Origin of the sequence: Hyphococcus sp. (genome assembly GCF_965228385.1) — a bacterium.
Classification (GTDB): domain Bacteria; phylum Pseudomonadota; class Alphaproteobacteria; order Caulobacterales; family Parvularculaceae; genus Hyphococcus.
Map to the genome: position 1 here is coordinate 1,063,706 of NZ_OZ245810.1, position 26,732 is coordinate 1,090,437.

At 53.6% G+C, this 26,732-nt stretch carries 26 protein-coding genes; 17 read left to right on the forward strand and 9 right to left on the reverse strand.

Annotated features, from left to right (window positions below):
* Positions 1-8: 8 nt before the first annotated feature.
* Together ACQK2Q_RS04945 and hisD are read left to right on the forward strand one after the other, a co-directional pair.
* Positions 9-461, forward strand: coding sequence for a DUF2948 family protein (locus tag ACQK2Q_RS04945; protein ID WP_425408637.1), 453 nt, complete (start codon positions 9-11; stop codon positions 459-461).
* 3 nt (positions 462-464) lie between these two features.
* On the forward strand, positions 465-1,757 hold the full coding sequence (gene hisD, locus ACQK2Q_RS04950; RefSeq protein ID WP_425408638.1) for a histidinol dehydrogenase: 1,293 nt from the start codon (positions 465-467) through the stop codon (positions 1,755-1,757).
* Between the two features lie 54 nt (positions 1,758-1,811).
* On the opposite strand, the gene ACQK2Q_RS04955 is transcribed toward hisD, so the two are convergent.
* The 3 genes from ACQK2Q_RS04955 to ACQK2Q_RS04965 form a co-directional block, all read right to left on the reverse strand.
* A complete protein-coding gene (locus tag ACQK2Q_RS04955; protein ID WP_425411123.1) occupies positions 1,812-2,468 on the reverse strand; it encodes a glutathione S-transferase in 657 nt (218 codons plus the stop codon).
* Positions 2,469-2,629: 161 nt separating this feature from the next.
* Positions 2,630-3,601, reverse strand: a complete 972-nt coding sequence (locus tag ACQK2Q_RS04960) for a rhodanese-related sulfurtransferase (RefSeq protein ID WP_425408639.1) — start codon at positions 3,599-3,601, stop codon at positions 2,630-2,632.
* Between the two features lie 48 nt (positions 3,602-3,649).
* Positions 3,650-4,624 carry a DUF481 domain-containing protein gene (locus ACQK2Q_RS04965; protein WP_425408640.1) on the reverse strand — a complete coding sequence of 325 codons (975 nt, stop codon included), beginning with the start codon at positions 4,622-4,624 and terminating at the stop codon, positions 3,650-3,652.
* Between the two features lie 135 nt (positions 4,625-4,759).
* On the opposite strand from ACQK2Q_RS04965, the gene ACQK2Q_RS04970 reads away from it, so the two are divergent.
* The 8 genes from ACQK2Q_RS04970 to ACQK2Q_RS05005 all read left to right on the forward strand — a co-directional run bounded on the left by ACQK2Q_RS04970 (position 4,760) and on the right by ACQK2Q_RS05005 (position 10,650).
* The gene (locus ACQK2Q_RS04970; RefSeq protein WP_425408641.1) at positions 4,760-5,248 is read left to right on the forward strand and encodes a UPF0262 family protein; all 489 of its coding nucleotides are present in this window, start codon (positions 4,760-4,762) and stop codon (positions 5,246-5,248) included.
* A gap of 22 nt (positions 5,249-5,270) precedes the next feature.
* Positions 5,271-5,696 (forward strand): low molecular weight phosphatase family protein, encoded by a 426-nt coding sequence (locus tag ACQK2Q_RS04975; protein WP_425408642.1) that lies wholly within the window; start codon positions 5,271-5,273, stop codon positions 5,694-5,696.
* 87 nt (positions 5,697-5,783) lie between these two features.
* A complete protein-coding gene (gene infA, locus ACQK2Q_RS04980; RefSeq protein ID WP_104830882.1) occupies positions 5,784-6,002 on the forward strand; it encodes a translation initiation factor IF-1 in 219 nt (72 codons plus the stop codon).
* An 8-nt stretch (positions 6,003-6,010) separates the two neighbouring features.
* On the forward strand, positions 6,011-6,589 hold the full coding sequence (locus ACQK2Q_RS04985; protein ID WP_425408643.1) for a Maf family protein: 579 nt from the start codon (positions 6,011-6,013) through the stop codon (positions 6,587-6,589).
* A complete protein-coding gene (locus ACQK2Q_RS04990) occupies positions 6,586-7,758 on the forward strand; it encodes a ribonuclease E/G (protein WP_425408644.1) in 1,173 nt (390 codons plus the stop codon). The genes ACQK2Q_RS04985 and ACQK2Q_RS04990 overlap by 4 nt, the downstream gene beginning before the upstream one ends.
* Entirely contained in the window at positions 7,739-7,942 is a 204-nt protein-coding gene (locus ACQK2Q_RS04995) for a DNA gyrase inhibitor YacG (RefSeq protein ID WP_425408645.1), read from the forward strand. Before ACQK2Q_RS04990 ends, ACQK2Q_RS04995 begins: the two co-directional genes overlap by 20 nt.
* A gap of 133 nt (positions 7,943-8,075) precedes the next feature.
* Complete coding sequence (locus ACQK2Q_RS05000) at positions 8,076-8,390, forward strand: hypothetical protein (protein ID WP_425408646.1); 315 nt, start codon at positions 8,076-8,078, stop codon at positions 8,388-8,390.
* Positions 8,391-8,469: 79 nt separating this feature from the next.
* Positions 8,470-10,650, forward strand: coding sequence for a TonB-dependent receptor (locus ACQK2Q_RS05005; RefSeq protein WP_425408647.1), 2,181 nt, complete (start codon positions 8,470-8,472; stop codon positions 10,648-10,650).
* A 60-nt stretch (positions 10,651-10,710) separates the two neighbouring features.
* Here ACQK2Q_RS05005 and ACQK2Q_RS05010 read toward each other — a convergent pair whose 3' ends face one another.
* The 3 genes from ACQK2Q_RS05010 to ACQK2Q_RS05020 all read right to left on the reverse strand — a co-directional run bounded on the left by ACQK2Q_RS05010 (position 10,711) and on the right by ACQK2Q_RS05020 (position 13,307).
* Entirely contained in the window at positions 10,711-11,319 is a 609-nt protein-coding gene (locus tag ACQK2Q_RS05010) for a hypothetical protein (protein ID WP_425408648.1), read from the reverse strand.
* Positions 11,320-11,460: 141 nt separating this feature from the next.
* Positions 11,461-12,525: a patatin-like phospholipase family protein gene (locus tag ACQK2Q_RS05015; protein ID WP_425408649.1), complete on the reverse strand. Its 1,065-nt coding sequence runs from the start codon at positions 12,523-12,525 to the stop codon at positions 11,461-11,463.
* Positions 12,525-13,307: a 3-hydroxybutyrate dehydrogenase gene (locus tag ACQK2Q_RS05020; protein ID WP_425408650.1), complete on the reverse strand. Its 783-nt coding sequence runs from the start codon at positions 13,305-13,307 to the stop codon at positions 12,525-12,527. Before ACQK2Q_RS05020 ends, ACQK2Q_RS05015 begins: the two co-directional genes overlap by 1 nt.
* A gap of 141 nt (positions 13,308-13,448) precedes the next feature.
* Here ACQK2Q_RS05020 and ACQK2Q_RS05025 point away from each other — a divergent pair, with 141 nt between their 5' ends.
* From ACQK2Q_RS05025 to ACQK2Q_RS05045, 5 genes are all read left to right on the forward strand, one after another.
* On the forward strand, positions 13,449-13,982 hold the full coding sequence (locus tag ACQK2Q_RS05025) for a tetratricopeptide repeat protein (protein ID WP_425408651.1): 534 nt from the start codon (positions 13,449-13,451) through the stop codon (positions 13,980-13,982).
* Positions 13,979-15,193: a threonine synthase gene (locus ACQK2Q_RS05030; protein ID WP_425408652.1), complete on the forward strand. Its 1,215-nt coding sequence runs from the start codon at positions 13,979-13,981 to the stop codon at positions 15,191-15,193. The genes ACQK2Q_RS05025 and ACQK2Q_RS05030 overlap by 4 nt, the downstream gene beginning before the upstream one ends.
* A gap of 32 nt (positions 15,194-15,225) precedes the next feature.
* Positions 15,226-16,440: a threonine synthase gene (locus ACQK2Q_RS05035; RefSeq protein WP_425408653.1), complete on the forward strand. Its 1,215-nt coding sequence runs from the start codon at positions 15,226-15,228 to the stop codon at positions 16,438-16,440.
* A 27-nt stretch (positions 16,441-16,467) separates the two neighbouring features.
* Positions 16,468-17,121, forward strand: coding sequence for a CatB-related O-acetyltransferase (locus ACQK2Q_RS05040; protein WP_425408654.1), 654 nt, complete (start codon positions 16,468-16,470; stop codon positions 17,119-17,121).
* Positions 17,122-17,284: 163 nt separating this feature from the next.
* Positions 17,285-17,941, forward strand: a complete 657-nt coding sequence (locus ACQK2Q_RS05045; RefSeq protein ID WP_425408655.1) for a hypothetical protein — start codon at positions 17,285-17,287, stop codon at positions 17,939-17,941.
* A gap of 12 nt (positions 17,942-17,953) precedes the next feature.
* Here the strand turns inward: ACQK2Q_RS05045 and ACQK2Q_RS05050 are convergent, their stop codons facing one another.
* Complete coding sequence (locus ACQK2Q_RS05050; protein ID WP_425408656.1) at positions 17,954-18,880, reverse strand: IS1595 family transposase; 927 nt, start codon at positions 18,878-18,880, stop codon at positions 17,954-17,956.
* Between the two features lie 275 nt (positions 18,881-19,155).
* On the opposite strand from ACQK2Q_RS05050, the gene dnaE reads away from it, so the two are divergent.
* Positions 19,156-22,602: a DNA polymerase III subunit alpha gene (gene dnaE / locus ACQK2Q_RS05055; RefSeq protein WP_425408657.1), complete on the forward strand. Its 3,447-nt coding sequence runs from the start codon at positions 19,156-19,158 to the stop codon at positions 22,600-22,602.
* 41 nt (positions 22,603-22,643) lie between these two features.
* Here dnaE and galU read toward each other — a convergent pair whose 3' ends face one another.
* Positions 22,644-23,513, reverse strand: a complete 870-nt coding sequence (gene galU / locus ACQK2Q_RS05060; protein ID WP_425408658.1) for a UTP--glucose-1-phosphate uridylyltransferase GalU — start codon at positions 23,511-23,513, stop codon at positions 22,644-22,646.
* 283 nt (positions 23,514-23,796) lie between these two features.
* On the opposite strand from galU, the gene ACQK2Q_RS05065 reads away from it, so the two are divergent.
* Entirely contained in the window at positions 23,797-24,621 is an 825-nt protein-coding gene (locus ACQK2Q_RS05065; protein WP_425408659.1) for a DUF502 domain-containing protein, read from the forward strand.
* On the opposite strand, the gene recG is transcribed toward ACQK2Q_RS05065, so the two are convergent.
* A complete protein-coding gene (gene recG, locus ACQK2Q_RS05070; RefSeq protein ID WP_425408660.1) occupies positions 24,618-26,705 on the reverse strand; it encodes an ATP-dependent DNA helicase RecG in 2,088 nt (695 codons plus the stop codon). The genes ACQK2Q_RS05065 and recG overlap by 4 nt on opposite strands.
* Positions 26,706-26,732 lie beyond the last annotated feature (27 nt).

Below are 26,732 nucleotides of genomic sequence, written 5' to 3' on the forward strand. Positions count from 1 at the left end.
AGAAGGCTTTGGCGTCGCTAAAAGATTATAAACCGCTGCGGCTGATGGCGGGCGATTCGGAAGATCTTGGCGTTATATCGGCCTGTCTTCAGGATGCTGTGGCGAAACTCGGCGATTTTGCCTGGCTTTCAACTGAACGCCGTTTCGCCCTGGTCGCCAATCGGTTTGCCTGGGAGATATCGGCTGACCGGCAAACGGGTCCGTTCTATCGCGTACGGTCGGGTCTGCATTTTGACGACGTCAAGGCGGCGCAATTTCAGCATCTGCGCAAAGACGCCAAGGATGCAGTGGTTGAGCTGCTCGCGATCAACTTCGAGGCGGCTGAAGACGGGACAGGAACGATCATGCTCGATTTCGCGGGCGGCGGCGCCGTGCGCCTCGAAGTGGAAAGCATCAACGCTTATATGTCGGATATGTCCGACCCTTGGCGGACGCGGGCGAAACCGAAACACGAAGAGTAATTTATGGCGCAACGCCTTAACGCCGCCGACACTGATTTTAAAAAATCTTTCGACGCCTTCGTTATGAAGGACCGCGACGGCGGCGAAGATGTCAGCGCTATAGTCCGCGAGGTTGTCGCCAATGTGCGCGCCAACGGACTAAATGCAGTCAAAACCTATACGGAGAGATTTGATCGGTTCAATCTTACCGATAAAAATATGCGCGTAACAGCTGATGAAATCGAAAACGCCGATAAAAAATGCGATATGGCGGACCTGGATGCGCTCGATTTTGCCGCGGCGCGGATCCACTCTTATCATCAGAAACAGATTCCTGCAGATGAGCGCTATACGGATGATGAGGGCGTTACGCTCGGTTGGCGCTGGACGAGCGTCGATGCGGCGGGGCTTTATGCGCCGGGCGGGCGGGCGGCTTATCCCTCGTCTGTTTTGATGAACGCCATCCCGGCGAAGGTTGCGGGCGTCAGCCGCCTCACCATGGTCACGCCGGCCCCGGACGGCGAAATAAACCCACTGGTGCTCGCGGCTGCCAAGCGCGCCGGAATCGACGAAATTTACCGCATTGGCGGGGCCCAAGCGATTGCGGCGCTGGCCTATGGCGCCGGCCCGATCGCCCCCGTTGACGTGATCGTCGGGCCCGGTAACGCCTATGTGGCTGAGGCGAAACGGCAGGTTTTTGGTGTAGTGGGCATCGATAGCGTGGCGGGCCCGTCGGAAATTCTCGTGGTCGCCGATGCTAAAAACGATCCGCATTGGATAGCGGCGGATTTGCTGAGCCAGGCGGAACACGACCCGTCGTCGCAAAGCATTCTGATTACGGATGATAAGGACTTTGCCAATAAAGTAGCCGTTTCGGTGGGCGAACAATTGAAAGAACATACGCGTCGCGAGATCGCCGAAACGGCATGGAATAATAATTCAGCGATCATTGTCGTCGCGTCGCTCGAAGACGCGCCTGCGCTTGTGAACGCCATTGCGCCTGAGCATCTGGAACTGGCCGTGGACGAGCCCGAAGAATTGCTGGTGAATATCCGTCATGCAGGCGCGATATTTATGGGTCGCTTTGCACCGGAAGCCATCGGCGATTATGTAGCCGGGCCTGATCACGTATTGCCGACGGCGCGGGCCGCGCGTTATGCGTCTGGCCTTTCGGTGCTTGATTTCATGAAACGCACATCGATCATTGGCTGCGATGAGACGGCGCTTAAAAAAATCGGGCCTCAGGCTGCGCGTCTTGCCGACGCAGAAGGCCTTCCGAGTCATGCGAAGTCGGTAAGGGTGCGGATTAGAGACTAGCCGCACTCATCTTTACAGACCTGATCCGAAATATATTCTTATCTGAAGACATTATTACATTGATTCCGGATCTAGTCTGGAATTTGGAAACGCAAACTCTTCTCCCGTCTCTTTCCACAACGGATATTTGTCCATCACAGATTTGAACAGGTCCGATTCCATCAGGGTTTTGAGCCAGCGCTGGACGTTTGGAATGGGCGCAGCGTCAAACCATTCCATATCGGCGATGCGGAACTGGCGCACAAAGGGAAAAATCGCGATGTCGGCTAGGGTGCGCGAGGCGCCATAAAGATAATCCGCGCCTGCTAGCTGTGCGTCCAGCTTTTGCAGGAATTTAAAGCCTTCAGCGCGATGTTCCTCGGCGTCAGCGTCTTCATACCGGGTCGAATATTTGTACCGGTCGAGATGATGTTTGAATGGTCCGTCGTTTTCACCGATCAGGTCTTTTGTGTCTTGTGCTGCAAGCCAGCCTTCCGGATCGTTCTGTTCCAGCGCCCAGTGCATGACGTCGATGCTCTCGTCGATAACCCGGTCGCTAAGCACGATAACGGGGACAGTGCCTTTGGGAGACGCCTCAATCATTTCATCAGGTTTGTCGCGCAAGAGGATTTCGCGCAGGCGCACCGGGATATCGCTGACGGCGATCGCCATTCGCCCGCGCATGGCGTAGGGGCAGCGCCGGAAGGAATATAGGATAGGGAGGTCGGTCATGCGGTTAAGATAAAGTTTCAAATAGAGAATTAAACCCCAGCTCCCTCATCCTGAGGTGCAAATGCGTCGGCATTTGCCTCGAAGGACGCGCCGCTGGCCGCAGTGGTTGCAACACATCCTTCGAGGCTTTTCCGCAATCTCCTGATTGCGAAAAAGGCGCCTCAGGATGAGGGCTCTTTTATTTCTTGCCCCCGGCTTTCGCCGGGATGACCGGAGGAGGGTGATTTCGCGCCCAGATGCGTTTCGCCGCGTGCTTTCGCAAGTTCAATTTGCTTTTGCCGTTCAGCGAAGGCGCGGCGTTTTTCTTCCGAATATTTATCGTAACAATGCGGGCAGGAAACGCCGGGCGCGTAATGTTCGGAATGTTTGTCGTCTTGCGTAATTGGCTGGCGGCAGGCGTGGCACATATCATACGAACCGGGGGCAAGGTCGTGACCGACAGAGACCCGGTCGTCGAAAACAAAGCATTCGCCGCGCCATTTGCTTTTTTCTTCGGGAACAGTTTCAAGGTATTTCAATATGCCGCCCCGGAGGTGCACAACCTCGTCTATGCCTTCCGAGCGCAAAAACGCCGTTGATTTTTCACAGCGGATGCCGCCTGTGCAGAACATGGCGACTTTTTTGAACTGGTTTTCCTCGCGAAACTTTCTGAACCATACAGGAAAATCCCGGAAGGATTTTGTTTCCGGATTAATTGCGCCTTCGAAAGTGCCTATGCTGACTTCATAATCATTGCGCGTATCGATGACGATTGTGTCGGGATCGGAGATAACTTTGTTCCAGTCTTGCGGTTCTACATAGTGCTCATGGCTTTTTTCGGGCTCTATGCCCGTCACGCCCATGGTGACAATTTCTTTCTTCAGCCGCACTTTCATTCGCAAAAATGGATTTTCGACTGCATAGGATTCTTTCCATTCCAGCTCAGCGCAGCCGGGCATGGATTTAAGAAATTCCAAGACGGCGCCGACGCCGGCGTGTGGGCCCGCTATCGTGCCGTTCACACCTTCGGGGGCCAGCAGGATGGTGCCCCTTATCCCCGCGTTGTGCGCAGCTGCGTGCAGTGGCGCTTGATAGCGTGCATAGTCCGGCAGGGACGTGAATTTATAAAATGCAGCAACAACGATTTCAGCCATAGCGGCGGCTATGTACGCCAGCCGCATGCATCGCTCAAGCGTTGATGTCTAGAACCCGTAAATCAGCGACGCCTTGGCGATTGTATCGGTGTTTTCACGGCCCAAGGGCGGGTCGGTTTCATAGCGGTATTCAAAGGATATTCCAGTCGAGAGGTCGCCCCAAAGTTGCGTCGTCAGGGCGGTGACCGACTGAATCGTTGTAGTTGGCGATGTCCAGGTGACAGTGACGTCCTGATCGAATTTCAACCCTTCCCGGATCAGCCAGTCGATCTCCGTCGCGGCGTATACTGCGATTTCGCTTTCCACTTCTCGCGTTAAATCAATAGGCGAATAACGGTAGCCGGGACCGCCTTCTATTTTCCACGAAAAAGGCTCGCCTTCGAATAGATAATGTCCAAGACCGGCGCCGGCGAAAAGACGGTAGTCAAATCCTGAAAACTGGTCTTCATCGTAGGAAAAGCGCGCATAGGCATAGGTGCGATCACCAAAATTATAGTCGAGCTTGTAAGATGCGCCCCAGCGTTTCTGATTAGTGACCCCGCCAGACTCTCCAAGATCAAGATAGCCTTTGAAATTATGCTTCCAGGCTCCGGCTGTGCGGGCCGCGTCAATGGAGACGCCGACGGCTGTGTTTTCCGAATTGCCCGAAGAAAGCAGCGCCGATGCGCTGATTTTGCCTTCCCAGGGAGAAATGGCGAACACGCCGTGCGGTGGTTCGTCTGGCGTCTCGCCCGTATTGTCTGCGCCAGATGTTCCCTCTTCCGTCGGGGTCCCATCTTCAGTCGGGGTCAATGACGCAATTCGGGCGTCTGCGCTTCGAGTTATTGCTTCATCATAATCGGGAAATACCGCTTTCACGGCTTTGGCGACCGCAGCAATTTCCTTTGGATCTTCACTCTCGTAGGCGACGTCCAGCATCGCGCGAGCGATGTCAGGTATATTTGCGGGCTCTTGCGCAGCCAGGGCGGGCGTAGAAGCCGTCAGCGCAGCGGAAGCGATTAAGAATGCGATTTTGTCAGTCATGGTTATATTTACTTGAGAATAAACGGTTTAAGGAGCGTTAAGTTCCGTGATTCGATCATTATCGCCTAATTCAAATGAGATACGTGACGCGGCGGGGCGACGCAGTTAAGAAGGAACGTCTATTTTGGAGAGTTCGTGAGCGACGAACAAAGCAACGACGTCAAATTTCACATCGTCAAGATTGATCTTGACGAGCGCTCGCTCGCGCCGGCGACCGCCGATATCGAACATGAGCGAAAAGTTGCGGTATACGACCTTCTTGAGGAGAATTTTTTCAAACCGCTCGGAGCAGGCGAGGGGCCATTCGAGCTGTATCTGTCAAATGTGGAACGGCGGCTGGTTTTCGATGTCCGCCGCGCAGGCGGCGAAGCGCTGGGGCAGATGCATTTGTCAATGACGCCGTTTAGAAAAATTATCAAAGATTATTTCATGCTTTGTGAAAGTTACTACGACGCCATTCGAAACGCTGCGCCTGCGCAGATTGAAACCATCGATATGGCGAGGCGCGCCATGCACGATGAAGGTTCTGAAATTTTGCGGGAGCGTCTAAAGGACAAGATCGAGCTCGACTACAATACAGCCCGGCGGCTGTTCACATTGATCTGCAGCTTTCATATGCGATGAGAACGAAAGTGATAGAAATCATATGACAACATCGGTCCTCTTTGCATGCAACATGAACTCCGTGCGCTCGCCAATGGCGGCGGCGCTTTTGCGCCTGGAAGCTGACGGTGCGTTTACAGTGGATTCAGCTGGCGTTTACGAAGGGGGTCTTGATCCATTTGTCGAGATCGTCATGGGCGAGCTTGGCGTCGCCATGCAGGATCATGAGCCCAAAACGCTGAGCGATGTTGATTTGACGAAGTTCGATGTGATTATCGCCCTGACCCCTGAAGCTGTGATTGAGGCGCGGCGACTCATACCTGACGCAGCGATTGAATTCTGGGACATGGAAAACCCTTCGGAAGAAAGAGGGGGGAGAGACGCCATTATCTCGGCCTACAAGGGCGTTCGAGATACGCTTAGAGTGAAGTTGCGCCGAAGATTCTCCCAAATCTACGAAAAACCTTGATTTTCCACCCGCAGCCAACCATGTTCCCGCCGCACACCGGGCGCAATAGCTGCGGCCTGGCCCTGTTGTATGGTTTTTGAGGAGCGAATGGCGAAAGAAGAATTACTCGAGTTTGAGGGTACGGTGGAAGAATTACTGCCGAACGCGACATTTCGCGTGAAACTTGAGAACGATCACGAGATCATCGCCCATACCGCGGGTAAAATGCGAAAAAATCGCATCAGAGTTCTCGCGGGCGACAAGGTGCTGGTGGAGATGACGCCGTATGACCTGACCAAGGGCCGTATTACCTATCGCTTCAAGTAATTAGTCAGATGCCGGCCCCGCCGCTCATCCTTGCGAGCGCCAGCCCGAGGCGCAAAGAGCTCTTGAAGCTGATTGGCGTTACGCCTGATGAGATTATTCCCGCGGACATTGATGAAACGGAATGCGCTGGTGAAAAACCGGCCGCATACGTGTCGCGTCTGGCGCAGGAAAAAGCGCGTCATGTGGCGAAAGCGAATCCCCGCGCTTTCGTTCTAGGGTCCGACACGGCTGTCGCGTGCGGCAGACGCATCCTGCCCAAAGCGGAAGATGAGCGCACGGCGCGCATATGCCTTGCACTCTTATCAGGGCGGTCGCATCGTGTTTTTTCCGGTGTTGCCCTGGTCAAGCCGGATGGCGAAATACTGTCGAAAGTTTCTGAAACCCGCGTGAAAGTCCGCCGCCTCGATCATAATGCGATAGATGAATATATCGATTGCGGTGAATGGAGCGGCAAAGCCGGCGGGTATGCTATTCAGGGCGTATTTGCAAAGCATATCGTGACGATGCTCGGCTCACATTCAAACGTTGTGGGTCTTCCGCTTTATGAAACGTCAAACCTGTTGACCGGCGCCGGATGGCGTAAATGAAGAGGCGCGTCATAATTGAATGCGGCGTAGCGGAAACGCGCGGTGCATTACTTGTTGACGATGTGGTCTGGAAGTTCTGGTTCGGCCCTGCTTGCGGTGACGAGACGACGGATGAGTTTCCTTTGCCCGGCCGATGTTTCGCGGGCCAGATCAAGGCGGTTAACCGGACGCTCAACGGTGTTTTTGTAGATATAGGAAACGGCCGCGATGCCTTTCTGCCGCTGCAACAGGCAAATCAATCGCTTCTTGTGGAAGGGGCTTTCATACATGCAGAAGTAAAATCGCCCCCGCGTCAAACGAAGGGGGCGATTCTGCGCTTACTCGGTGCGTCAAAACAAAACGCCAGGCCGGGCCGCATTGCGCCGTTTACGAATGCGGCGCTGGAAGCGGCTGAAGCTCTGGGCGCGCTTGACGCCGACATCCTTGTCGATGATGGAGCGTCGGCGCGCCTTTTAAAAAAGGCGGGGTTCCAGCATGTGGCGCATGAGAGTCGACCAGTATCGCTCTTTATAGATAATGGCGTGGAGCAGGATTATTCATCACTATCCTATCCTGAAACCACTCTTCCCGGCGGCGGGCGAATTATAATCGATGAAACGCAGGCGTTGACGGCGATCGATGTGGATACAGCCGGATTGAGCGCATCATCGCCGGCCAGGTTGCGTGAAAAGATTGGCGTCGCCGCTGCGAAAGAGGCGATACGGCAGGTCAGTTTACGGAATATCGGCGGGCACATCGTCATCGATTTCCCGCCGCTCAAAGGGGAAACGCAGCGCAGGCGGTTTCAGGAGCAATTAAAAACTGAACTGAACGCACTAGACGGCGCCGGCGCGGCGAGCTTTTCCAGGTCCGGACTTTTTAGTTTTACAATGCCGCGAAGCATGCCTTCTCTGCTCGAGCGTTTTACGGAAGCAGCAACTGTTGATCCGGTGAGCGGGCGCCGTTTCACCGTGGAGACATGCGCGAAAGCCGCTATTCGTGCGCTGGAAAATCGCCTGCGCGTCGATTCCGGGGTTAAACTGAAAGTTGATATGGGCGCGGCTGTCGCCGAATTTATAGACTTGCATTCAACATGGCGCGCGCGGCTGGCGGAACGTTACGGCGAGCGGTTTCATTTCATGATGAAAGACAATCTGGAGGAGCGGGCTTTTGACCTCACCGAGCAATGACAATGCGGCGCGGCCGCAAAAAACTATGCAATGCCCTATTTGTAACAAGGGTTCGGTTTCGGACTATGCGCCTTTCTGTTCAAAGCGGTGCGCCGATGTAGATCTGCATCGCTGGCTGTCCGGCGGCTATGCAATTCCAGCACAGGAAGACGACAGCGACGGCGCGGTCGAAAACGAAGAATAAGTGGTGGGAGGCGTTTGAGTAACTCTCACCAGGTTATTTTTGGGCCGGAAGGGGTGCATTCGTCTTCCCGATAGACTTTTTACCTTGTTTGTGAAATTATCACACCGTTGAAGCAATTCGCCCTGGAGACTGAATGACGCGCAAAGCGTTGTTAAATTGGCATTCCCGGCTCGGCGCGGCGTTAATAGCGGCCGTGGCGGCTTTCGCTTTGTCTCAAATCCTGGTGTCCTCACACGCCGCCAAATATGGCGACGGCCCCCACGATCATGGCGGACAGCTTTGCGTCCTCTCTCTTGCGGCGCCGCAATCAGACAAGGCTGTCTCTACAGCCGCTGTGGCCATTGTCATGGCGATAGCCGTCTGGCGCGCCGCCGATCAGGTGACGCAGACCGAACGCGCGCTGCTCGTCATCAGAGCCGCCCAACCCCGCGGCCCTCCAAGCTTTTAAACAGTCTGACATTTTAACGCCGATTGTGATTACTGCCAGTAAAACTGCGCAGAATTAGAAGTTTGAGGGATTAATTGAAATGAATACCTATCTGCTGCTGTCCAGCGCAACAACCGCCTATATTGCTCTTGCACAAGGTGCTGGCGCTCAAATTGAACCGTTCGAAAACAAGGAAGATCAAATTATTGTAACCGCTTCTCCCATCGAACGGACAGTAGGCGAAACAATAATCAGCACCTCCGTTGTAAATGGCGAAGAGTTGCAACGCAGGCTGGAAAACTCAATCGGCGAAACACTGCGCCGGGAACCTGGCATTTCTTCAACGTATTTTGGCCCAGGCGCTAGCCGACCAGTAATCCGGGGACTAACGGGCGACCGCATTAGGGTGCTAGACGCCGGAATTGGTTCTATAGACGCCTCTGCCACGAGCCCCGATCATGCGGCGGCGGTAGAGCCGGCGACTGCAGAAAAAATTGAAATCGTTCGAGGTTCAGCAATGCTGCTATACGGTTCTTCAGCGGCCGGCGGCGTTGTGAACGTGTTCAACGGTCGCATTCCTAGCGAGGAACCGGAAGGAGGAATTGATGGCGCGCTACGTATTGGCGGTGCGACAGTCGATGACAGTATTGAAGCGTCCGGCGGATTTGATTTGAAGCTAGGGAGCTTCGGCGATGCTGCGTTAGTCTTTCATGGGGATGGATTTTATAGGGAAGCAGAAGACTACAATATACCGGGATTCGCGGAATCTGCAGCCTTCCGGGCGATGGAAGAAGAAGAGCATGATGATGACGATCATGATGATGACGATCATGATGATGACGATCATGATGATGACCATGATCATGAAGAGGAAGAAGCTTTCGGTATTCTAGAGAACTCTGCGTATGAGACAAAAGGCGGATCAGCCGGGCTGTCGCTGATCTTTGATAATGGTTTCTTCGGTATTTCGGGTACGGCGCTTGATACAAATTATGGCGTGCCGGGCGGTCATGGGCACGGCCATGAAGATGATCATGACGACGAAGACGAAGACCATGATGAAGACGAGGAGCATGGTGAGGAGGAAGAAGGCGGCGTCACTATTGATCTGCGACAGCGGCGTCTCGATCTTCATGGTGAAATTGAAAGTGATTTTGCACTGTTTCAGAAGGCGAAAATCCGAATTGGGTACGCCGACTATGAGCATGCTGAAGTCGAACCGAGTGGTGAAATCGGAACGCTATTTACTAATGAAGGTTGGGAAGGGCGATTTGAACTCGTCGATAAACCTTTCCAATTCGTCGGCGGCGAAGTAAATGGCGCGATAGGGCTACAATATAGAAAACGAGACTTTTCTGCTATCGGTGAAGAAGCGTTCGTACCACCGACAAATTCAAATCAAATTGGGGTTTTTACCGTTAAAGAGCTGTCCTTGGAGAACTGGCGCTTTGAACTTGGCGGGCGTTATGAGCATACAACCCACGAGGTTGAAGCAACCGGACTTGAGCGTAAATTTGATGGTTTCTCCGTTTCCGGCGGGGTGGGCCACCAAATTCATGAGAGTGTTTTTGTCGGCGCTACGGGCTTCCGCACCGAGCGCGCGCCATCTACTGAAGAACTCTTTTCCAATGGGCCGCATTTGGCAACGAATGCCTTCGAAGTGGGTGACCCAAATTTGGATGAAGAGGTTGCGACAGGCGTTGAGGCAACGCTTCGGCTGCAAACTGAACGCTTCAGATTTTCAGTAAGCGGATATCACACTTCTTATGATGATTTTATTTATGAAGCGGCGACCGGCGGTGAAGAAGATGAGTTGCCCGTTTTTCAATTTTTCTCAAATGACGCAACCTTCCGCGGATTTGAAGCCCAAGTGCGGGGAGAAGTTTTGCGTGCTGGGGTATTCGATATTCATGCGGATGCGTCAGTTGATTATGTCAAAGCCACTATTGATGTAGCGGGAAATGATAATCTCCCTCGCATCCCGCCGCTTTCAGGAATTATCGGTCTGGAGGCGCGCTCGCAATTTGCAGATATTCGAGCTGAACTTGATTACGCCGCCAGACAGGATGATGTCAGCGAATTCGAACTGCCAACTAACGGATACCAAGTTTTCAACGCATTTGTGACCTTGCGACCATTTGTGCATCAGCCGAATGTATCAATTAGGCTCTCAGGAAACAATTTAACTGACGAAGATGTACGATTGCATACTTCATTTCTGAAAGACATGGTTCCGCTACCAGGACGTAATTTCAAATTTAGTCTGCGCGGAGAGTTTTAAAGGAAAAAATAGACCCCCGCCGCAATCATGCCGGCGGGGGTCTGTCTTTTTCACAATTGTTTATAACGATGTGCTCGATGAAGGCTTCAATTCTGCAAGCTTCATAAACTTTTTGCGCTCGTCGGTATTCAATTGCTCATCATCGTCTGCGTCGGCTGCATCGAATTGCGCAACGCGGCTATCAATCATTTCGGCTTCTGAAATAGTGTCATCGCCATTGCTGATTTGGGCGAACTGCTCTTCTGCATTGGCCGGCTCGTCAGCCGCAGCAACGTCATTCTCTTCCACAACAGGTTCTTCAGGCGCTGTTACCGGTTGATCGGTACCCTTGAGTTTAGGATCTTCCAGCGGCGCACGAATGACCGCGTAAGCCAGAAACTCGTTACGATCAATCGATCCATCCTGATTGATATCAGCCTGCCTGAATTCCGATTCAGCATATAATTTCGCCTCGTTTTTGGTGTTTACCTGTGAGGCGTCCAAAATTTTGATGTTTGTTGACGCGGTGGTATGCGCCGCATCGTCCATTGGCTGTGAAGTTTCAGCATTTTGCGTTACTGTCTCAGCGGGTGCGGATTGTGATTCCGCTTGTTGTGCATTTTCCTGTGCACATGCGGCAGTCGTCATCAGCGCAATCGTTGAAGCGCTCAAAATAGTTTTGCGTAACATGGCTTACTCCTGATTTTGTTGCTCTCTATTGGCGCTGTGCGCCTCGCAACAAAAGGTAAGAGCATTTGTAATGGTTGTTAGTTAAGTCTGCGTCATGACGTACGCTTAATGACAATACGGTTAGCGCTTACGATCTGGCGCTTAAACCGGCGAATCGACTTTTTCATTGTCAGCGAACATTTCACGCAAATCGACCGACGAACACTCTCCCAGTTTGTCAAAATTCTCATGCAGCCAGGCGTCGGCGATATTTCGGCCCTGTTCCTTCAGTTCTGTTAAAAACGTCCAGTCTGTTCTGTATTTGCTTGCTACATCAAAATCAGCAAGCGCTTTATCTGAACGTACGGAGTGAATCCGTATGTTGCGCAGCCTGTCTCGGTATTCATCCTTAATCCATCCGTCATCCAATAATTTATGAACGAAGTTGATGGCGCGCATTTCTCTCAGCAGAGAGGAATTGAAGCTGATTTCATTGACGCGATTCATGATTTCGGCGGATGTTTTGGGTACGTCGTCACGCTCTATCGGGTTCACATGAACAATCACAATATCTGACGCTTCCGCTTCATAAAAAAACGGATACAGAACTGGATTACCCATATATCCGCCGTCCCAGAAATAATCACCGTCTATCTCTACGGCCTTGAAAAGAAACGGCAGGCAGGCGGAGGCGCAAATCACGTCTGAGGTCACTTCATCTGTGTCAAACACTTTTACCTTTCCCGTGCGCACATTCGTTGCGGCAATAAAAAGTTTTGTGTGTTTGCAATCCTTGAGACTGTCGAAATCAATGCACGCCGCCAGAATTTCGCGTAGAGGGTTTATATCGAATGGATTGAATTGGTAGGGAGAGAGGGCGCGCGTAACTGTTTCAAACATCTGATAGGAAAATGCATTCACCAGATCATTGGCGCCAAAGTTCAGTGGAAAAGGATTTGCGCGCACGGGACTATAGTACTCACCTGCGTTGCTCACCTCGCGCCAAAGGTTATCCAGCGTTTCGCGTGCGCCCTCACACCCGTTCTTGTGCAGTCCGTATGCGACCGCCACGGCATTTACAGCGCCTGCGCTTGAGCCGGAAATGGCGTCTATTTCTATCCTGGGATCTTCCAAAAAACGGTCTGCGACGCCCCAGGTGACGGCGCCGTGAGAGCCGCCCCCCTGTAGTGCAAGGTTAATATGCTTCGTAACTGCTGCGCCGGCCATTATTTGGCGACCCAGCCGCCATCGATCTGATGGGCCGCGCCGGTGATTTGCGATGCGGATGAGGAACACAGAAAGACAGCGAGCGCGCCGACTTGTTCTACAGTGACAAACTGTTTGGTCGGCTGCGCTTCAAGAATAACCTTTTGCACCACTTCTTCTTCGCTCATGCCTCGAGCGTTGGCTGTATCGGGTATTTGCGCTTCCACAAGCGGCGTTTTTACATACCCTGGACAGATTGCATTGCATGTGACGCCAAATTCCGCACCTTCCAAAGCAATCGTTTTGGTAAATCCGACAATACCGTGTTTGGCGGCTACATAGGCGGATTTAAACGGAGACGCGACGAGGCCATGTGCTGAGGCAACATTGATAATTCTTCCAAAGCCTCGCTCTTTCATCTGCGCGAAAACCGCTTTCGTTGTATGAAAGGCGGAAGATAAATTGATAGCGATAATGGCGTCCCATTTTCCGGCTGGAAAATCCTCAATCGGCGAGACATGTTGAATGCCCGCGTTGTTGACAAGAACATCGACCTGACCAAACGCCTCCTGCGCGTCATTGATCAGAGTCTGGATTTCGTCAGGCTTTGTCATATCAGCGTTATTGTATTTCACGTTGACGTCGTATTTCTCCGCCAGCCGGGAGCGTTCGCTTTCAATTTCGTTCTCGTCGCCGAAACCGTTCAGCATCACATTCCAGCCTTCGGCGGCGAAAGCCGTCGCAATGCCAAGTCCGATGCCGGAGGTGGAGCCGGTCACAACAGCATTCAGAGGTTTGCTCATGGGGTCCGTTCCTTTTTTGTAGAATGATACGCGTAGCACACTTGTTGCGACGCACAAAAGAGCGCAATATAAAGCTGCGATTGGCGTTGCAAATAGTGCAAGCGCATGGCTAGGCCGTGGTTTGCGAAGGAGAGGCCAACCATGCGCATGATGTTGATGATTTTTATGTTCGGCGCGGCGGCGTTTCCGGCGGCGGCGCAAATGTCCGTAACGACTATCGGGGCGACTGACGCCGGGGCGTGCTATCAAAACGCGGCGACAGAAGCTTCAAACGATACAGCGCCATGCGACCGTGCGTTAAACGACCAGTCTATCACACGGCTGGATCGGAAAAAAACGTTCGTCAATCGCGGTGTCATACACAATCGCAATGGCGACCTGATGGCCGCACGGAATGATTTTGATGAGGCGCTGGCTATCGATGATATGTTGCCGGAGGCGTACCTTAACCGCGGGAACAGTTATTTTCTGGCGGCGCGCTATTTTGAGGCGCTTGCTGATTATGAACGCGCCCTTAGCGCGGGCGTATCAAAGCCTTGGGTGGCGTGGTACAATATTGGACTTGTGTACGATTCACAAAAGAATACCGATAAAGCGCGCGGCGCATACGAAAAGGCGCTTGAGGAGAATCCAGATTTTACGCTCGCTGAACAAAAGCTAGAGAGCCTTTCTTGACTTTTGTAACTCATCTGGAATGCACTGGAACAGGTAAGCATTATAAAGCCGGCCGTCCGCATAACCTTTCGGAAGCGGGCAAGCCGCTATTTGTGCGTTATGATCTGGAAGGCGTCAAAAACGCACTGAGTAAGGATGAATTGGCCGCGCGCACAAACGGTTTGTGGCGTTATCGTGAGTTCTTACCTGTGACCAATCCGGAAAATGAGGTTTCTCTGGGTGAGGTGATCTCACCGCTTTTCCGGCTGCGCAAGAGTGAAAAAAAGCTCGGTGTAACAGGCGAGGTCTTGATCAAGGATGAAAGCCGCCAGCCTTCAGGTTCGTTCAAGGCGCGCGGTCTCGGCATGGCGGTTTCCATGGCCAAAGAATTTGGCTTGACCCATCTGGCGATGCCAACGAATGGAAACGCGGGTTCGGCGCTGGCGGCGTATGCAACGCGCGCGGGCATTTGCTCTACCGTGTTGTGTCCTGACGACACGCCGGAATGCCACATCAATGAAACGATATATCAGGGTGCTGACGTTTATCTTGTCAATGGGTATATAAACCATTGCGGCAGGATTGTCGCCGAAGGAAGAGAAAAAACCGGATGGTTCGACGTCTCTACGATGAAAGAGCCATATCGCGTCGAGGGTAAAAAAACACTCGGCATCGAAGTGCTTGAACAGCTCGGCTGGGAAATGCCTGACGCCATATTTTTTCCCACTGGCGGAGGGACCATGCCGATTGGGGTATGGAAGGCGTTTGACGAACTGGAAAAGATCGGCTGGATCGGTCCCGAACGGCCAAAAATGATTGTTGTGCAGGCTGCAGGTTGTGCGCCGATCGTTGAAGCCTGGGAAAGAAATGAAGCGCACGCGCGCGTCTGGGAAGAGGCGCATACAGCGGCCGCCGGCATTCGCGTGCCTGCCGCCGTCGGTGATTTCTTGATCCTCAACGCCGTTCGCAAGTCGAACGGTTTCGCCGCTGCTGTAGACGAGGACGTCATTTTTGACGTCTGGCGCGACATTGGCCGCGAGGAAGGGTATATGCTCTGCCCTGAAGGCGCGGCAACTTTCGCAGCTTACCGTCAGGCGCTGCAAGAAGGACGAATAGATAAAACCGAACGCGTCGTGTTATTCAGCTGTGCGTCAGGTCTTAAATATCCATCGACAAGTGCTGTGAAAAATATAGATCGTCATCAGCCCGTTGATTTTAGCCGTTTCAAATAAATTATACCGTAGCATGATTATATGAGGCCCCGTTGACTTTCATATCGCATCTTGAATGCTCCTATACCGGAAAGAAGTATACTGCAGATATTCCTCATAACCTTTCAGAAGCGGGAAAGCCGCTTTTGGCGCGGTACGACCTTGACGCGGTTTCGTCGGCTTTAACCAAGGAAATGCTGGGTGGGAGAAGCGAGGGTTTCTGGCGATACCGCGAGTTACTGCCGGTCTCCAAAGCGGAGAACCGGATTTCTCTTGGAGAAATCGTTACGCCGCTTGTGAAATTGCCGCGCCTGGCGCAACGTTTGAATTTCTCAGGCGATTTAACCGTCAAGGATGAGGGGCGTTTGCCAACGGGCTCGTTCAAGGCCCGCGGCCTGGGGCTTGCCGTTTCAATGGCGAAAGAATTTGGTCTTGAGCATCTCGCCATGCCGACTAACGGCAACGCCGGGTCTGCGCTTGCCGCTTACGCAAAGGCCGCTGGCATGCGCGCTACGGTTTTCTGTCCGGATGATACGCCGCGCGTGAATATTGATGAAATCGCTTTTCAGGGAGCAGATGTTTACTGCGTAAACGGGCTTATCGGAGATTGCGGCAAAATTGTCGGGGAGGGACAACGCGATGCCGGTTGGTTCGATGTTTCAACTTTGAAGGAGCCCTACCGGGTTGAAGGCAAAAAAACCATGGGGCTTGAACTCGCAGAACAATTTGGCTGGGAACTCCCCGATGCAATTTTTTATCCGACCGGCGGCGGCACAGGTCTTATTGGTATGGCGAAAGCGTTTGACGAACTGGAGGCTATGGGCTGGATCGGCTCAAAACGGCCGAAGCTCATCGTTGTTCAGGCTGCGGGGTGCGCGCCTATCGTGAAAGCCTGGCAAACCGGCGCGGAACATGCCGAGCCTTGGGAAAACGCACACACGGCGGCGGCCGGTATACGCGTTCCCGCCGCAATTGGCGATTTCCTGATTTTGCGCGCTGTCCGCGACAGCAATGGATTTGCCATCGCCGTTGAAGAAGATGACATATTCGCTGCGCGTACGGAAGTTTCACAGTCTGAAGGCTTGCTCTTGTGCCCTGAAGGCGCAGCAACCTATGCCGCATTCAAGCAGGCGCTCGCAAAGCAATGGATATCGCCTGGGGACAAGGTCGTCCTGTTTAATTGCGCGACCGGGTTGAAATATCCGATGACAGCGGCGCCCGCGACAATCGATAAGGATGGCGCTATTGATTTCAGCCGGTTTCGCTAAATCCATTAAATGTTTCCGGAGAAATGAATGTCTGTTCAAAACAAAGGACCGGACCCTTCCGCTGCCTATCCCATGCCCGGCGTCAAGCAGGTCGGATTTTTAAAGCCGCTGGTCGATCATCCAATGATCGAAATAGGTGAATACACCTATTATGACGACCCGGCGGGGCCGGCGCATTTTGTTGAGCGCTGCGTTCGCTATCACTTTGAACATATGGGCGACCGTTTAAGAATAGGCCGTTTCTGCGCGATCGCGTCCGGTGTGCAATTCATCATGAATGGCGCCAATCATGCGCTGGAGGGTTTTTCAACCTACCCATTCGCAATCTTCGGCAGCGGTTGGGAAGACGAAACCGCCGATTGGGCCAAAGGTTCGCGCGGCGACACCAACATCGGCAACGATGTCTGGATCGGAACTGACGCGCTGATAATGCCGGGCGTTCGCATTGGCGACGGTGCTGTTGTTGGCGCAAGGGCGGTGGTCGCTGCGGATGTGCCGGCATATGGGATAGCTGTTGGGCATCCGGCGCGGACCAGAAAAAAACGGTTTGATGACAAGACTATTCGCAAGCTGCTGGAGTTGAAATGGTGGGATTGGCCGCCCGAAACGATCACCTCCAATCTGTCCACCATCCGCGGCGGCAATCTTCAGGCGCTTTATAGCCTTGAAATCAAAGACTAATTAAAGATCCGAATTGTTGGCTTCGACGTCGGTTGAAAAAATTTACTCCCCTATATCCCCTTACGACAAGTAGGTGAGTAATGGCACTATCCAGGAAAAGTGACGTTTCCCGAATCGCGCGCGGTCGAGTACCGTCTGCAACCGCGCAAATAAAGGTTCAGGTATGGCCGAGGTTAAATGGCGGGCGGCTTGGCGATGGTTTGTGGACATCGCTATTGGCGAAGCCGTTTCGCGCCTTGTCAATTTCGGCGTCACAAACTGGCAATCCTTGGCCGGGGCATTCGCGGCGTTTGGTCTATCTTCAATGATAGACGGCGCTACTCTTTTTTGGATGTTCATGGCGTTCCTTGGGGGCGGAACCTTGGTCGCCATTTGGCGAAACCAAGCGGTGCAGCGACAAATTTTGTACTCTCCGGAGCACAAGCTGCAAATTGGTCGGGCCGTTTTGGTCGCCGTTGAGCACAAACCTAACACATATCAACTAGGTATTGAGCTTTATAATGCTGGCAATTTCCCAGTATCAACAAAGGTTGATCGAACATATGCGCAATTAGGCAAATCGACCGGCAATCCCGGTAAGCGCCTAAATGACGGCGCTGAAATTGCACCCAGACAAACCTCTGTTCTCTGGATGAGTGAGTATGAACTCGAAGAAAGAAAAAAGCCCTATAAAGGGAAAATTCACTTGGATATTAAGTATGGAAAAAAGGATAAAGAGCGGTATCCGCGCATTGTTTGGAGTCAGGTGGGTTTCCGCATCGACGGCTCGCCAGTTGTTCCCGTGAATGGAAGCCAAGTAGAACCTTTTGCGTTATCGTAATGACTAACACCATCAAGCAACGCTTTGACCGGCTTTTAAAGAAGATGGCGCACGGCGAACCGGCCTCGAAAACGCTTGCAAAAGGATCGGCAACATCAAGTGCGGCTGCTTCCGAAGATTCCAGCGATACTCAAACTCACCGAGATAAACCGGCAGGTACTTCGGTGACATATGAACGTAAGTCCCGCGATAAGCGCCCTTAAACAGGTTCCAGAAGCCTTCGATGGTGTTCGTGTGCGTATCGCCGCGCGCGTATTCTTTTTTCGCGTGATTAATTGTTGAGTGACGGAAACCAAAATCATCAAGATTGTAGAATGCTTTTGCTTCGTCAGTGTTGATGTGCGTTCCCGGCTTAACGAAATGCTTGATGACCGGGCGAATGGCCTTGCGTCCCCGATGAGGAATGATCCACGTCATGACGTTGCCGCCGCGCTCCGCCATGCCGAGAACGATAGACTTGTCGCCAACCGGGTCTTTTGCTCCCTTATCGACGCCGCCAATGAAAGCCTTATCGGCCTCGACAATCGGACCGCCTTTGCCGCCAAGGGGATCGGAGCCGTCAATCTCGCCCATATATTCGCGGATAAGCCGCGCCATGCGCCACGCCGTTTTGTACGTTACGCCTAGCTGGCGTTCCAATTCCTTCGCAGCGACGCCGTTGCGGCTGGCGCAGAACAGGAACATCGCGAAGAACCAAGAGTGGAGAGACGTGCGGGACTTCTCGAAAGGCGTCCCGGCCTTGGGCGCAACCTGAAAGCCGCAATGCTCACAGGCGTACTGCTGGCGCTTTTTGATCCGGTAGTAGTGCGCCAGCTTGCCGCACCCTTGGCAGTCATGGCGCTCGCCGTACCGGGTGCGCATCAAATGCTCTAGGCAGGCGTCATCGTCCGGGAACTCATCGAGGAAGTCTTTGAAAGTAGGCAGTTTTTGCTTGGGCATGGGATCGTCTCTCTCCGATGCCCTTTATGTAGGTATCCCGGCTACTTGTTTCAAGGGGATAATCTCGAATTTACTCGACAAAAGAACAAAAGGAGAATAAGGAACATAAAGGGAACACAATAAGGAGCACGACCTATGGAAAACGAAAGCTTGCGTGACATCGTCGGACTCGGCGTACTCATCACCGTCATCGGCGCGGCGCAGTTCTGGGGCGTGCTACTGGGCGCTTGACCGCCTGTTGAAAACCATATTTCCGGGAGGTCTTGTAGCTGGTTGTGACGGCGCAGTTTGTACATCTTCATCTTCACTCAGCCTATTCCCTGGCGGAAGGCGCTATCCCGATCACGCGGCTCAAGGACCTTTGTCTGAGCGACGGAATGCCGGCCGTCGCCGTTACGGACACGAATAATTTTTTCGGCGCGCTTGAGGCGTCTACGGTACTGGCCGGAGCCGGTATTCAGCCGATTACAGGATTGCAGCAAGCCTTTAACGCGGCGGATTTTAGTCTTCCCTTGTCGCGGGGCGGCCGCCAACCGTCACTTGTGCTGCTGGCGCAATCAGAACTGGGCTATCGAAACCTGTTGAAGATTTCGAGCCGCGCTTTTCTGGATTCCCAATCGGATGACGGTGCGTGTGCGTCGCTGGGTTGGCTGGAGGGGGCTGGCGACGGCGTGATCTGTCTGACCGGCGGTTTCGACGGCCCGGTTGACCGGCTGCTGCGCGAGAACCGTGAGGCTGAGGCCCGCGCGGCGCTGGAACGATTGAAGGCGATTTTTCCGGATCGGCTTTATGTGGAAATTCAGCGTCACGACAAGCGGGAGGAAGAAAACATAGAGGCGGGACTTCTAGATCTGGCGTATGATTTGGACCTGCCGCTTGTCGCCGCAAACGAGCCGTTTTTTCCGCGTCCGGATGACTATGAAGCGCACGACGCCCTGCTTTGTATCGCGCAGGGCGCCTATGTGCATCAGGATGACCGGCGAAAGGTGACGCCTGACCATTACTTTAAAACGGCCGATGAAATGACGGCGTTGTTTGCAGATCTTCCCGAGGCAATCGAAAATACAATCGAAATTGCACAACGATGTGCGTACCGGCCGCGCTTTCACGATCCCATCCTGCCGCGTTTCGCCGCGCAATCGAGCGATGATCTCGAGGCTGAGGCAATGGAGCTCGAGCGTCAGGTTCGCGAAGGGTTGAAACAGCGTTTGCGCTCTGTCGAACTTGCAGAACCTGAAGACGCATATTGGGACCGGTTGAAAACAGAGCTTGAGATTATCAACCGGATGGGATTCCCGGGCTACTTTCTCATTGTCGCCGATTTTATCAAATGGGCGAAGAAGAACGGCGTACCTGTCGGGCCGGGCCGTGGATCGGGCGCCGGCTCGCTGGTCGCCTGGTCATTGACGATCACCGATCTGGATCCCTTGCGTTTTGGCCTCCTGTTTGAGCGTTTCTTGAATCCGGAACGGATCTCCATGCCGGACTTTGACGTCGACTTTTGTCAGTACCGGCGGGATGAAGTTATCCGTTATGTGCAGGAGAAATACGGCCGCGACCGCGTGGCGCAAATTATCACCTTCGGAAAACTGCAGGCGCGCGCAGTCCTGCGAGATGTAGGACGCGTTTTAAACATGCCGTTCGGGCAGGTGGACCGGATATGCAAACTGGTTCCGAATAATCCGGCTAATCCCGTCACGCTCGCCGAAGCGCTTGAGACAGAGCCGCGTCTTAAAGAACAAAGAGATGATGACGAATCAGTAGCGGCTCTCATTGAGAAAGCGCTGAAGCTTGAAGGTCTTTATCGTCATGCCTCTACCCATGCCGCCGGCGTGGTGATCGGTGACCGTCCGCTCGATGAGTTGGTGCCGCTCTATCGCGATCCCCGTTCGGACATGCCCGCGACGCAATTCAACATGAAATGGGTTGAACCCGCGGGTCTCGTAAAGTTCGATTTTCTGGGTTTGAAAACCCTTACCGTGATTGATCGCGCAGTTTCCCTCGCTGCGCAGCGAGGCGTAACGCTCGACATAAGCAAAATTCCGTTTGACGACGAAGCAACATTTAAAATGCTGGGCGAGGGCGCAGCTACAGGCGTGTTTCAGCTTGAAAGCACGGGCATGCGTTCGACTTTGCGCTCCATGAAGCCGGATACGCTCGAGGACATCATCGCGCTGGTCTCGCTTTATCGTCCCGGTCCCATGGAAAATATTCCAACCTATATCGAGCGTAAACAGGGCAAACAGGAGCCTGATTATCTCCACCCCATGCTGGAAGAGGTTTTGAAAGAAACCTACGGGGTAATCATTTATCAGGAGCAGGTGATGCAGATCGCGCAGATCCTGTCTGGTTATTCTCTTGGCGAAGCGGATTTGTTGCGCCGCGCCATGGGCAAGAAAAAGAAAGAGGAGATGGACCGGCAGCGTATCCGGTTTGTCGACGGCGCCAAGGAAAAAGGCGTAAATGCAGCAAAAGCGTCTTCAATTTTTGATCTTGTTCAGAAATTCGCCGGTTACGGGTTTAACAAGTCACACGCTGCGGCTTACGCCTACATCGCGTATCAGACCGCCTGGCTGAAAGCCAATTATCCGGCGGAGTTTCTCGCCGCTTCGATGTCGCTTGACCGGGCCAATACTGACAAGCTTGCGATCTTTTTGAAAGAGGCGCGCCGAACAGAAGTTGCAGTGTTGCCGCCGCATATTAACCATTCGCAACCTGACTTCTCGGTAAAGGACGGCGCTATTGTTTATGCGCTTTCCGCGGTGAAAAATGTCGGGGAAGGCGCTATGGCGCTCATCGCGCAGGAGCGTGAAACAAACGGGCCCTATCGCGATTTAATGGATTTCGCCGAGCGCCTTGACTTAAAACAGGTCGGCAAGAGATCGCTGGAAAATCTCGCGCGCGCGGGCGCCTTTGACGGGCTTTGCGCCTCGCGCGCCCAAAGCTTCGCCGCCGCGGATTTGTTGATCCGCACCTCCGCCGCCATGGCTGAAGAACGTAACAGCGACCAGGCGGGTCTTTTTGCGCTCGATACTGCGCCAGCCCTCGCCAAACCGAAGCTGCCAATTGTTGAACCATGGACGCCGCAAGTGCAACTCGATGAAGAACGTGCGGCGGTCGGCTTTTACTTCAGCGGCCATCCCCTTGACGATTACGAAACAGAATTGAAACGGTTAAATGTCGTTGCGTATACGGAGGCGGTGCAGCGCGCGAAATCAGGCAGATCCGCCATGCAGATGGCTGGCGTTATCCGCACGGTGCGCATGCGCCGTTCGAAAACGGGCAAGCCGTTCGCCTGGGTGGAACTCTCCGATCCAAGCGGCGAGTATGAAGTGACAATGTTCTCAGAAAGCTTGAACGCGTCACGTGAGTTGCTCGAGGCAGGCGCTACTGTGCTTGCAGTCGTTACAGTTGAGCACAGGGACGGCGATGCACGCTTTACCTGCGAATCCATGCGCAGTCTGGACGCCGCCGCCGCCGCGTCGGTTTCTCAGTTGCGCGTTTCGGTTTCGTCGTCTTCTGCGCTCGCAGGTCTGAAACGGCGTCTAGCTTCTGTAAAACCCGCCACCTCCCGGGAAACCGGTTCTGTCGTCGTTGTCATGCGTCTGCCGGATACGGGTCGTGAAGTGGATATTGCCCTGCCGGAAGAAGCCGCGTGCACGCCGGCGATGCGCGGCGCTTTGAAAAGCCTTGAAGGCGTAACCGACGTTGAACTGATTTGAGCCTTCGCGTACGCTGAAGACTCGCATTGCATAAGCTGCATTCAGCTTATGTCGTCCAGAAAATCTTTCAATTTTGAAGCGAACTCGGGCCTTTTCAGACCCAGTGCGATATTCGCTTTGAGCCATCCAAGTTTGTCTCCGCAATCATGGCTGACGCCTTCATATATAAACGCATAAAATGACTGTTCTTTCATCAGCGCGTCCATGGCGTCGGTCAATTGAATTTCGCCGCCCGCGCCGCGGGGTGTTTTTTCAAGCAAATCAAAAATTTCGGGCTGCAGTATATAGCGCCCTGTGATCGCCAGGTTTGACGGCGCCTGTCCCGGCGCCGGTTTTTCGATCATACCGGACATCTCAAACAATGCGCCGACAGCTTCGCCCTTCGGCGCGACGATGCCGTATTTATTTGTCTCTTCAGGCGCAACTCTTTCAACGGCGATAATGTTGCCGCCCGTTTTTTTATAATGCTCGACCATCTGCGCCAGGCAGCCAGTGTTTCCGTCCATGACAACATCCGGGAGCGACACTGCAAATGGTTCCGCGCCGACAATCTGGCGTGCGCACCAGATCGCATGGCCAAGCCCCAGCGGCGCCTGCTGGCGCGTATAGGAGAGTGCGCCGGCTTTCGGTATAGTGTTTCTCACATCATTAAGGATGTCGGTTTTCTTTTTTCCCTCCAGACCGGCTTCCAGTTCAAAAGCGTGGTCAAAATAGTCTTCAATCGCCCCCTTGTTGCGGCCTGTTACCAGCACGGCATGATCGATACCGGCGTCAAAAGCCTCATTCACGACGTAATCGATCAGGGGACGATCGACGAGCGGAAGAAGCTCCTTCGGAATTGATTTTGTTGCCGGTAATACGCGGGTGCCGTGGCCGGCGACAGGAATAACGACTTTGCGTACTGATTTCATGGGGCGTCCGTTTAATTTCTGCTGTAGATGAATGAGTGTTTACGAATTGGCGCGAGCGGAAACGATTTGGATACGTTTGGCCCCTTATCCTTAGTCTGGCAGGCAAGATCAACCGGTTGCAAGGTCTGCCTTCATTTTCCCGGCGGCGCCGCCATAAATTAACCGGACCCGCGCCGCGCGAGGGCCGTAACTGTGATATAACTTGCGCTTGTAGGCGGAGGTCGTACATAAAATCTGCTGCCGGCGGCAACAATCGCCCGGAAAAAATGTTTATGAGCTATCGATGAGCAAAAACGGCGAAAACAAAGATCAAGATTCCGGCGAACGTCGTTCCGGCCTTGGCGGCGACGGCCCGTTGATTCAACCTAAAAAGCAGGGCGTTTTTTCCGGCCTGTGGTCAAATTTTCTTGCCGGCGTGGTGGTTGTCGCGCCGATCGGCATCACGATCTGGCTATTTTATCTGCTGATAACGGGCCCCATGGCGCGGCTGGACTCGTTTGTAAAGCGAACATTGCCTGTCAGCGAGAGTATGCGCGAGCAAGTCTTGCAGGTTCTGCCGGGAGTCGGGGTGCTGGTCGCGATTATTATTCTCGTGTTGCTCGGCGCGCTGGCGAAAAACATTGTGGGCCGGTCCTTTATTCGCGTCGGCGAACGGCTTTTTGAGTCTATTCCGATTATTCGCAACGTATTCGGCTTTTTTAAAAATGTTTTTGAAACAGCGCTGCAGCAGTCCGACCGGTCATTCAAGGAGGTCGCACTCGTAGAGTATCCGCGTAAAGACGCCTGGGTCATGGCGTTTGTGGTCGGATACACTAAAGGTGAAGTCTTATCGAGACTGGATGATATGGGCGATGAGTTGACGTCTATTTTTATTCCAACGGTGCCAAACCCGACTTCCGGTTTTCTGCTTTTCGTACCGCGCAGCGATCTGCGAGTTCTGAAAATGAGCGTAGAGGAAGCAGCGAAAGTCGTATTTTCGCTGGGACTGGTTGTTCCCGAACACGCCGACGGGGCGGAAGCAGTCAGAAAGCTCGAATCCTTAGCCGATGAGGCGGCGTCAAAACGTCCGCCCTTGAAAGAACGCATATTCAAATCCTGGAAAAATTAGCCGGCGCTTAAAAGCTTCACGGCGTCGTCACGGCTGAACAGGTAAAGCAGACAACGCAGCGCTGCGCCGCGTTCGGTTTCAAGTCCTGCATCGCGCTCCAGTATCAGTTTGGCGTCATCGCGCGCTGTAGCAAGTAATTCTGCGTGCACGCTGATATCAGCCAGGCGGAATTGCGGAAAACCGGATTGGGCGGCGCCCAAGACATCGCCTGCGCCGCGCAGGCGCAAATCTTCTTCTGCGATGACAAAGCCGTCTTCTGTATCGCGCAGGACTTTCAGTCGCGCTTTCGCGGTTTCACCAAGCGGGGGCTTGTATAAAAGAATACAACTCGATGACTTGTCGCCCCTGCCAACGCGGCCGCGCAACTGATGTAGTTGCGCAAGGCCAAATCTTTCGGCGTGTTCGATAATCATAATGGTTGCATTCGGGGCGTTTACGCCGACTTCAATAACCGTCGTTGCGATCAATACAGCCAGATCCCCGCGGTAAAACCGTTCCATGACGCTGTCTTTTTCAGGACCGGACATGCGCCCATGTACAAGTCCCACCTTTTCAGCGCCTATCGCGGTTTTAAGGGTTTCAAAACGTTCCTCCGCGGCCGTCAGGTCCAGCAGCGAGGATTCTTCAACGAGCGGACACACCCAATAAGCTTGCTCTCCCTTGTCAGCTGCACGGCGCAAACCCTCGATAACGTCGTTCAAACGGGTTATGGGCAAAGTGCGCGTATCCACCGGTTTGCGTCCGGGAGGTTTCTCCATGATCCGGCTGTGATCCATATCCCCGTAGGCTGTGAGGGAGAGGGTCCGGGGGATTGGCGTCGCGGTCATTACGAGAAGGTCGGGCTTCGGGCCTTTCTGCGTGAGGGCGATGCGTTGGCGGACGCCAAACCGATGTTGCTCATCAATGACAACCAGCGCCAGATCCTGAAACAGGACATCGTCCTGGAACAACGCATGGGTGCCGATCAGAATTTTTATTTGCCCTGAACGAAGCTGTTCCAGTTTTTTTGCGCGCACGCCTGATTTATCCCGGCCCGTTAGAATCTCCAGTTGCACGCCAAGCGCTTGTGCAAACGGTCCCAGTGTTTCCATGTGCTGGCGCGCCAAAATTTCCGTGGGCGCCATGAGCGCCGCTTGTGCGCCGCTCTGTACTGCGCTCAGCATGGCGAAGAAAGCAACGATGGTTTTGCCGGAACCAACGTCGCCTTGCAGCAGGCGGACCATGCGTTCATTGGAGCGCAGATCGGCAAAAATATCATTTAACGCCTGTTTTTGCGCATGCGTCAGGGCGAATGGCAGGGCCTTTTTCATGCGCGCCAGCAACTCTCCGTCGCCCTTTATGGCGCGCCCCCGGGACTTTTTTCTCGCCTTGCGGATCAGCAACAGGGCCAATTGATTGGCGAGCAACTCATCATACGCCAGTCGCTGACGCGCCGGCGCCAAAGGGGATAAGTCTTCCTGTTGTCCCGGCGCGTGCAAGAGTTCGACGGATGTCTTCCAGCCGCGCCACTTACGCGCACTTAGCCAACTTTCATCCTGCCACTCCGCGAGCACCGGCGCACGGTCTAAGGACTGTGCAACGGCTTTTCGTAACACGTTGGAAGACAATCCGGCCGTTAGCGGGTAAACAGGCTCAAAAACAGGCATATCGCCCGGGTTTTCCGGATCAGCTATATAATCCGGGTGCGCCATTTGTCTTTGCCCGTTGAAATCCTCGATCTTGCCGGAGACTAGCCTTTGCGATCCTTCCGGCGCCTGCTTTTTCAGGTAATCAGCGCGAGCGTGAAAAAACACGAGCGTGACAAACCCGGTTTCGTCGGAGCAAATTATCTTATAGGGAAGTCGGCGCCCCTTCGGCGCAGGGTCGTGCTTGTCGATCTGAACCTTTAAAGTGACAATGCGGCCGCTTGGCGCTTCTGCGATCGCAGGCCTGAAAGAGCGGTCTATCAGTCCGGCGGGAGGCGTCAGTACAAGATCGACGATGCGCGGCCCCGCCGCCCTGGAGATTAGCGCAGCTATCTTTGGGCCAACGCCGTTGAGCGTGGTAATGTCGGCGAACATTGAATTCAGAATTTCAGGACGCATAAAAATCTATTAGCCGGGTTTTCAGAA

What these genes read in the sequence shown, in the direction of transcription:
- ACQK2Q_RS05000 (WP_425408646.1), top strand. Translation starts at nt 8,076, where the DNA reads ATGACGCGCAAAGCGTTGTTAAATTGGCATTCCCGGCTCGGCGCGGCG.
- ACQK2Q_RS05025 (WP_425408651.1), top strand. Translation starts at nt 13,449, where the DNA reads ATGCGCATGATGTTGATGATTTTTATGTTCGGCGCGGCGGCGTTTCCG.
- ACQK2Q_RS04960 (WP_425408639.1), bottom strand. Translation starts at nt 3,601, where the DNA reads ATGGCTGAAATCGTTGTTGCTGCATTTTATAAATTCACGTCCCTGCCG.
- ACQK2Q_RS05010 (WP_425408648.1), bottom strand. Translation starts at nt 11,319, where the DNA reads ATGTTACGCAAAACTATTTTGAGCGCTTCAACGATTGCGCTGATGACG.
- ACQK2Q_RS05065 (WP_425408659.1), top strand. Translation starts at nt 23,797, where the DNA reads ATGAGCAAAAACGGCGAAAACAAAGATCAAGATTCCGGCGAACGTCGT.
- ACQK2Q_RS04955 (WP_425411123.1), bottom strand. Translation starts at nt 2,468, where the DNA reads ATGACCGACCTCCCTATCCTATATTCCTTCCGGCGCTGCCCCTACGCC.
- ACQK2Q_RS04985 (WP_425408643.1), top strand. Translation starts at nt 6,011, where the DNA reads ATGCCGGCCCCGCCGCTCATCCTTGCGAGCGCCAGCCCGAGGCGCAAA.
- ACQK2Q_RS05050 (WP_425408656.1), bottom strand. Translation starts at nt 18,880, where the DNA reads ATGCCCAAGCAAAAACTGCCTACTTTCAAAGACTTCCTCGATGAGTTC.
- recG (WP_425408660.1), bottom strand. Translation starts at nt 26,705, where the DNA reads ATGCGTCCTGAAATTCTGAATTCAATGTTCGCCGACATTACCACGCTC.
- ACQK2Q_RS05045 (WP_425408655.1), top strand. Translation starts at nt 17,285, where the DNA reads ATGGCCGAGGTTAAATGGCGGGCGGCTTGGCGATGGTTTGTGGACATC.
- infA (WP_104830882.1), top strand. Translation starts at nt 5,784, where the DNA reads ATGGCGAAAGAAGAATTACTCGAGTTTGAGGGTACGGTGGAAGAATTA.
- ACQK2Q_RS04975 (WP_425408642.1), top strand. Translation starts at nt 5,271, where the DNA reads ATGACAACATCGGTCCTCTTTGCATGCAACATGAACTCCGTGCGCTCG.
- ACQK2Q_RS04990 (WP_425408644.1), top strand. Translation starts at nt 6,586, where the DNA reads ATGAAGAGGCGCGTCATAATTGAATGCGGCGTAGCGGAAACGCGCGGT.
- ACQK2Q_RS05015 (WP_425408649.1), bottom strand. Translation starts at nt 12,525, where the DNA reads ATGGCCGGCGCAGCAGTTACGAAGCATATTAACCTTGCACTACAGGGG.
- hisD (WP_425408638.1), top strand. Translation starts at nt 465, where the DNA reads ATGGCGCAACGCCTTAACGCCGCCGACACTGATTTTAAAAAATCTTTC.
- ACQK2Q_RS04965 (WP_425408640.1), bottom strand. Translation starts at nt 4,624, where the DNA reads ATGACTGACAAAATCGCATTCTTAATCGCTTCCGCTGCGCTGACGGCT.
- ACQK2Q_RS05020 (WP_425408650.1), bottom strand. Translation starts at nt 13,307, where the DNA reads ATGAGCAAACCTCTGAATGCTGTTGTGACCGGCTCCACCTCCGGCATC.
- ACQK2Q_RS05040 (WP_425408654.1), top strand. Translation starts at nt 16,468, where the DNA reads ATGTCTGTTCAAAACAAAGGACCGGACCCTTCCGCTGCCTATCCCATG.
- ACQK2Q_RS05005 (WP_425408647.1), top strand. Translation starts at nt 8,470, where the DNA reads ATGAATACCTATCTGCTGCTGTCCAGCGCAACAACCGCCTATATTGCT.
- galU (WP_425408658.1), bottom strand. Translation starts at nt 23,513, where the DNA reads ATGAAATCAGTACGCAAAGTCGTTATTCCTGTCGCCGGCCACGGCACC.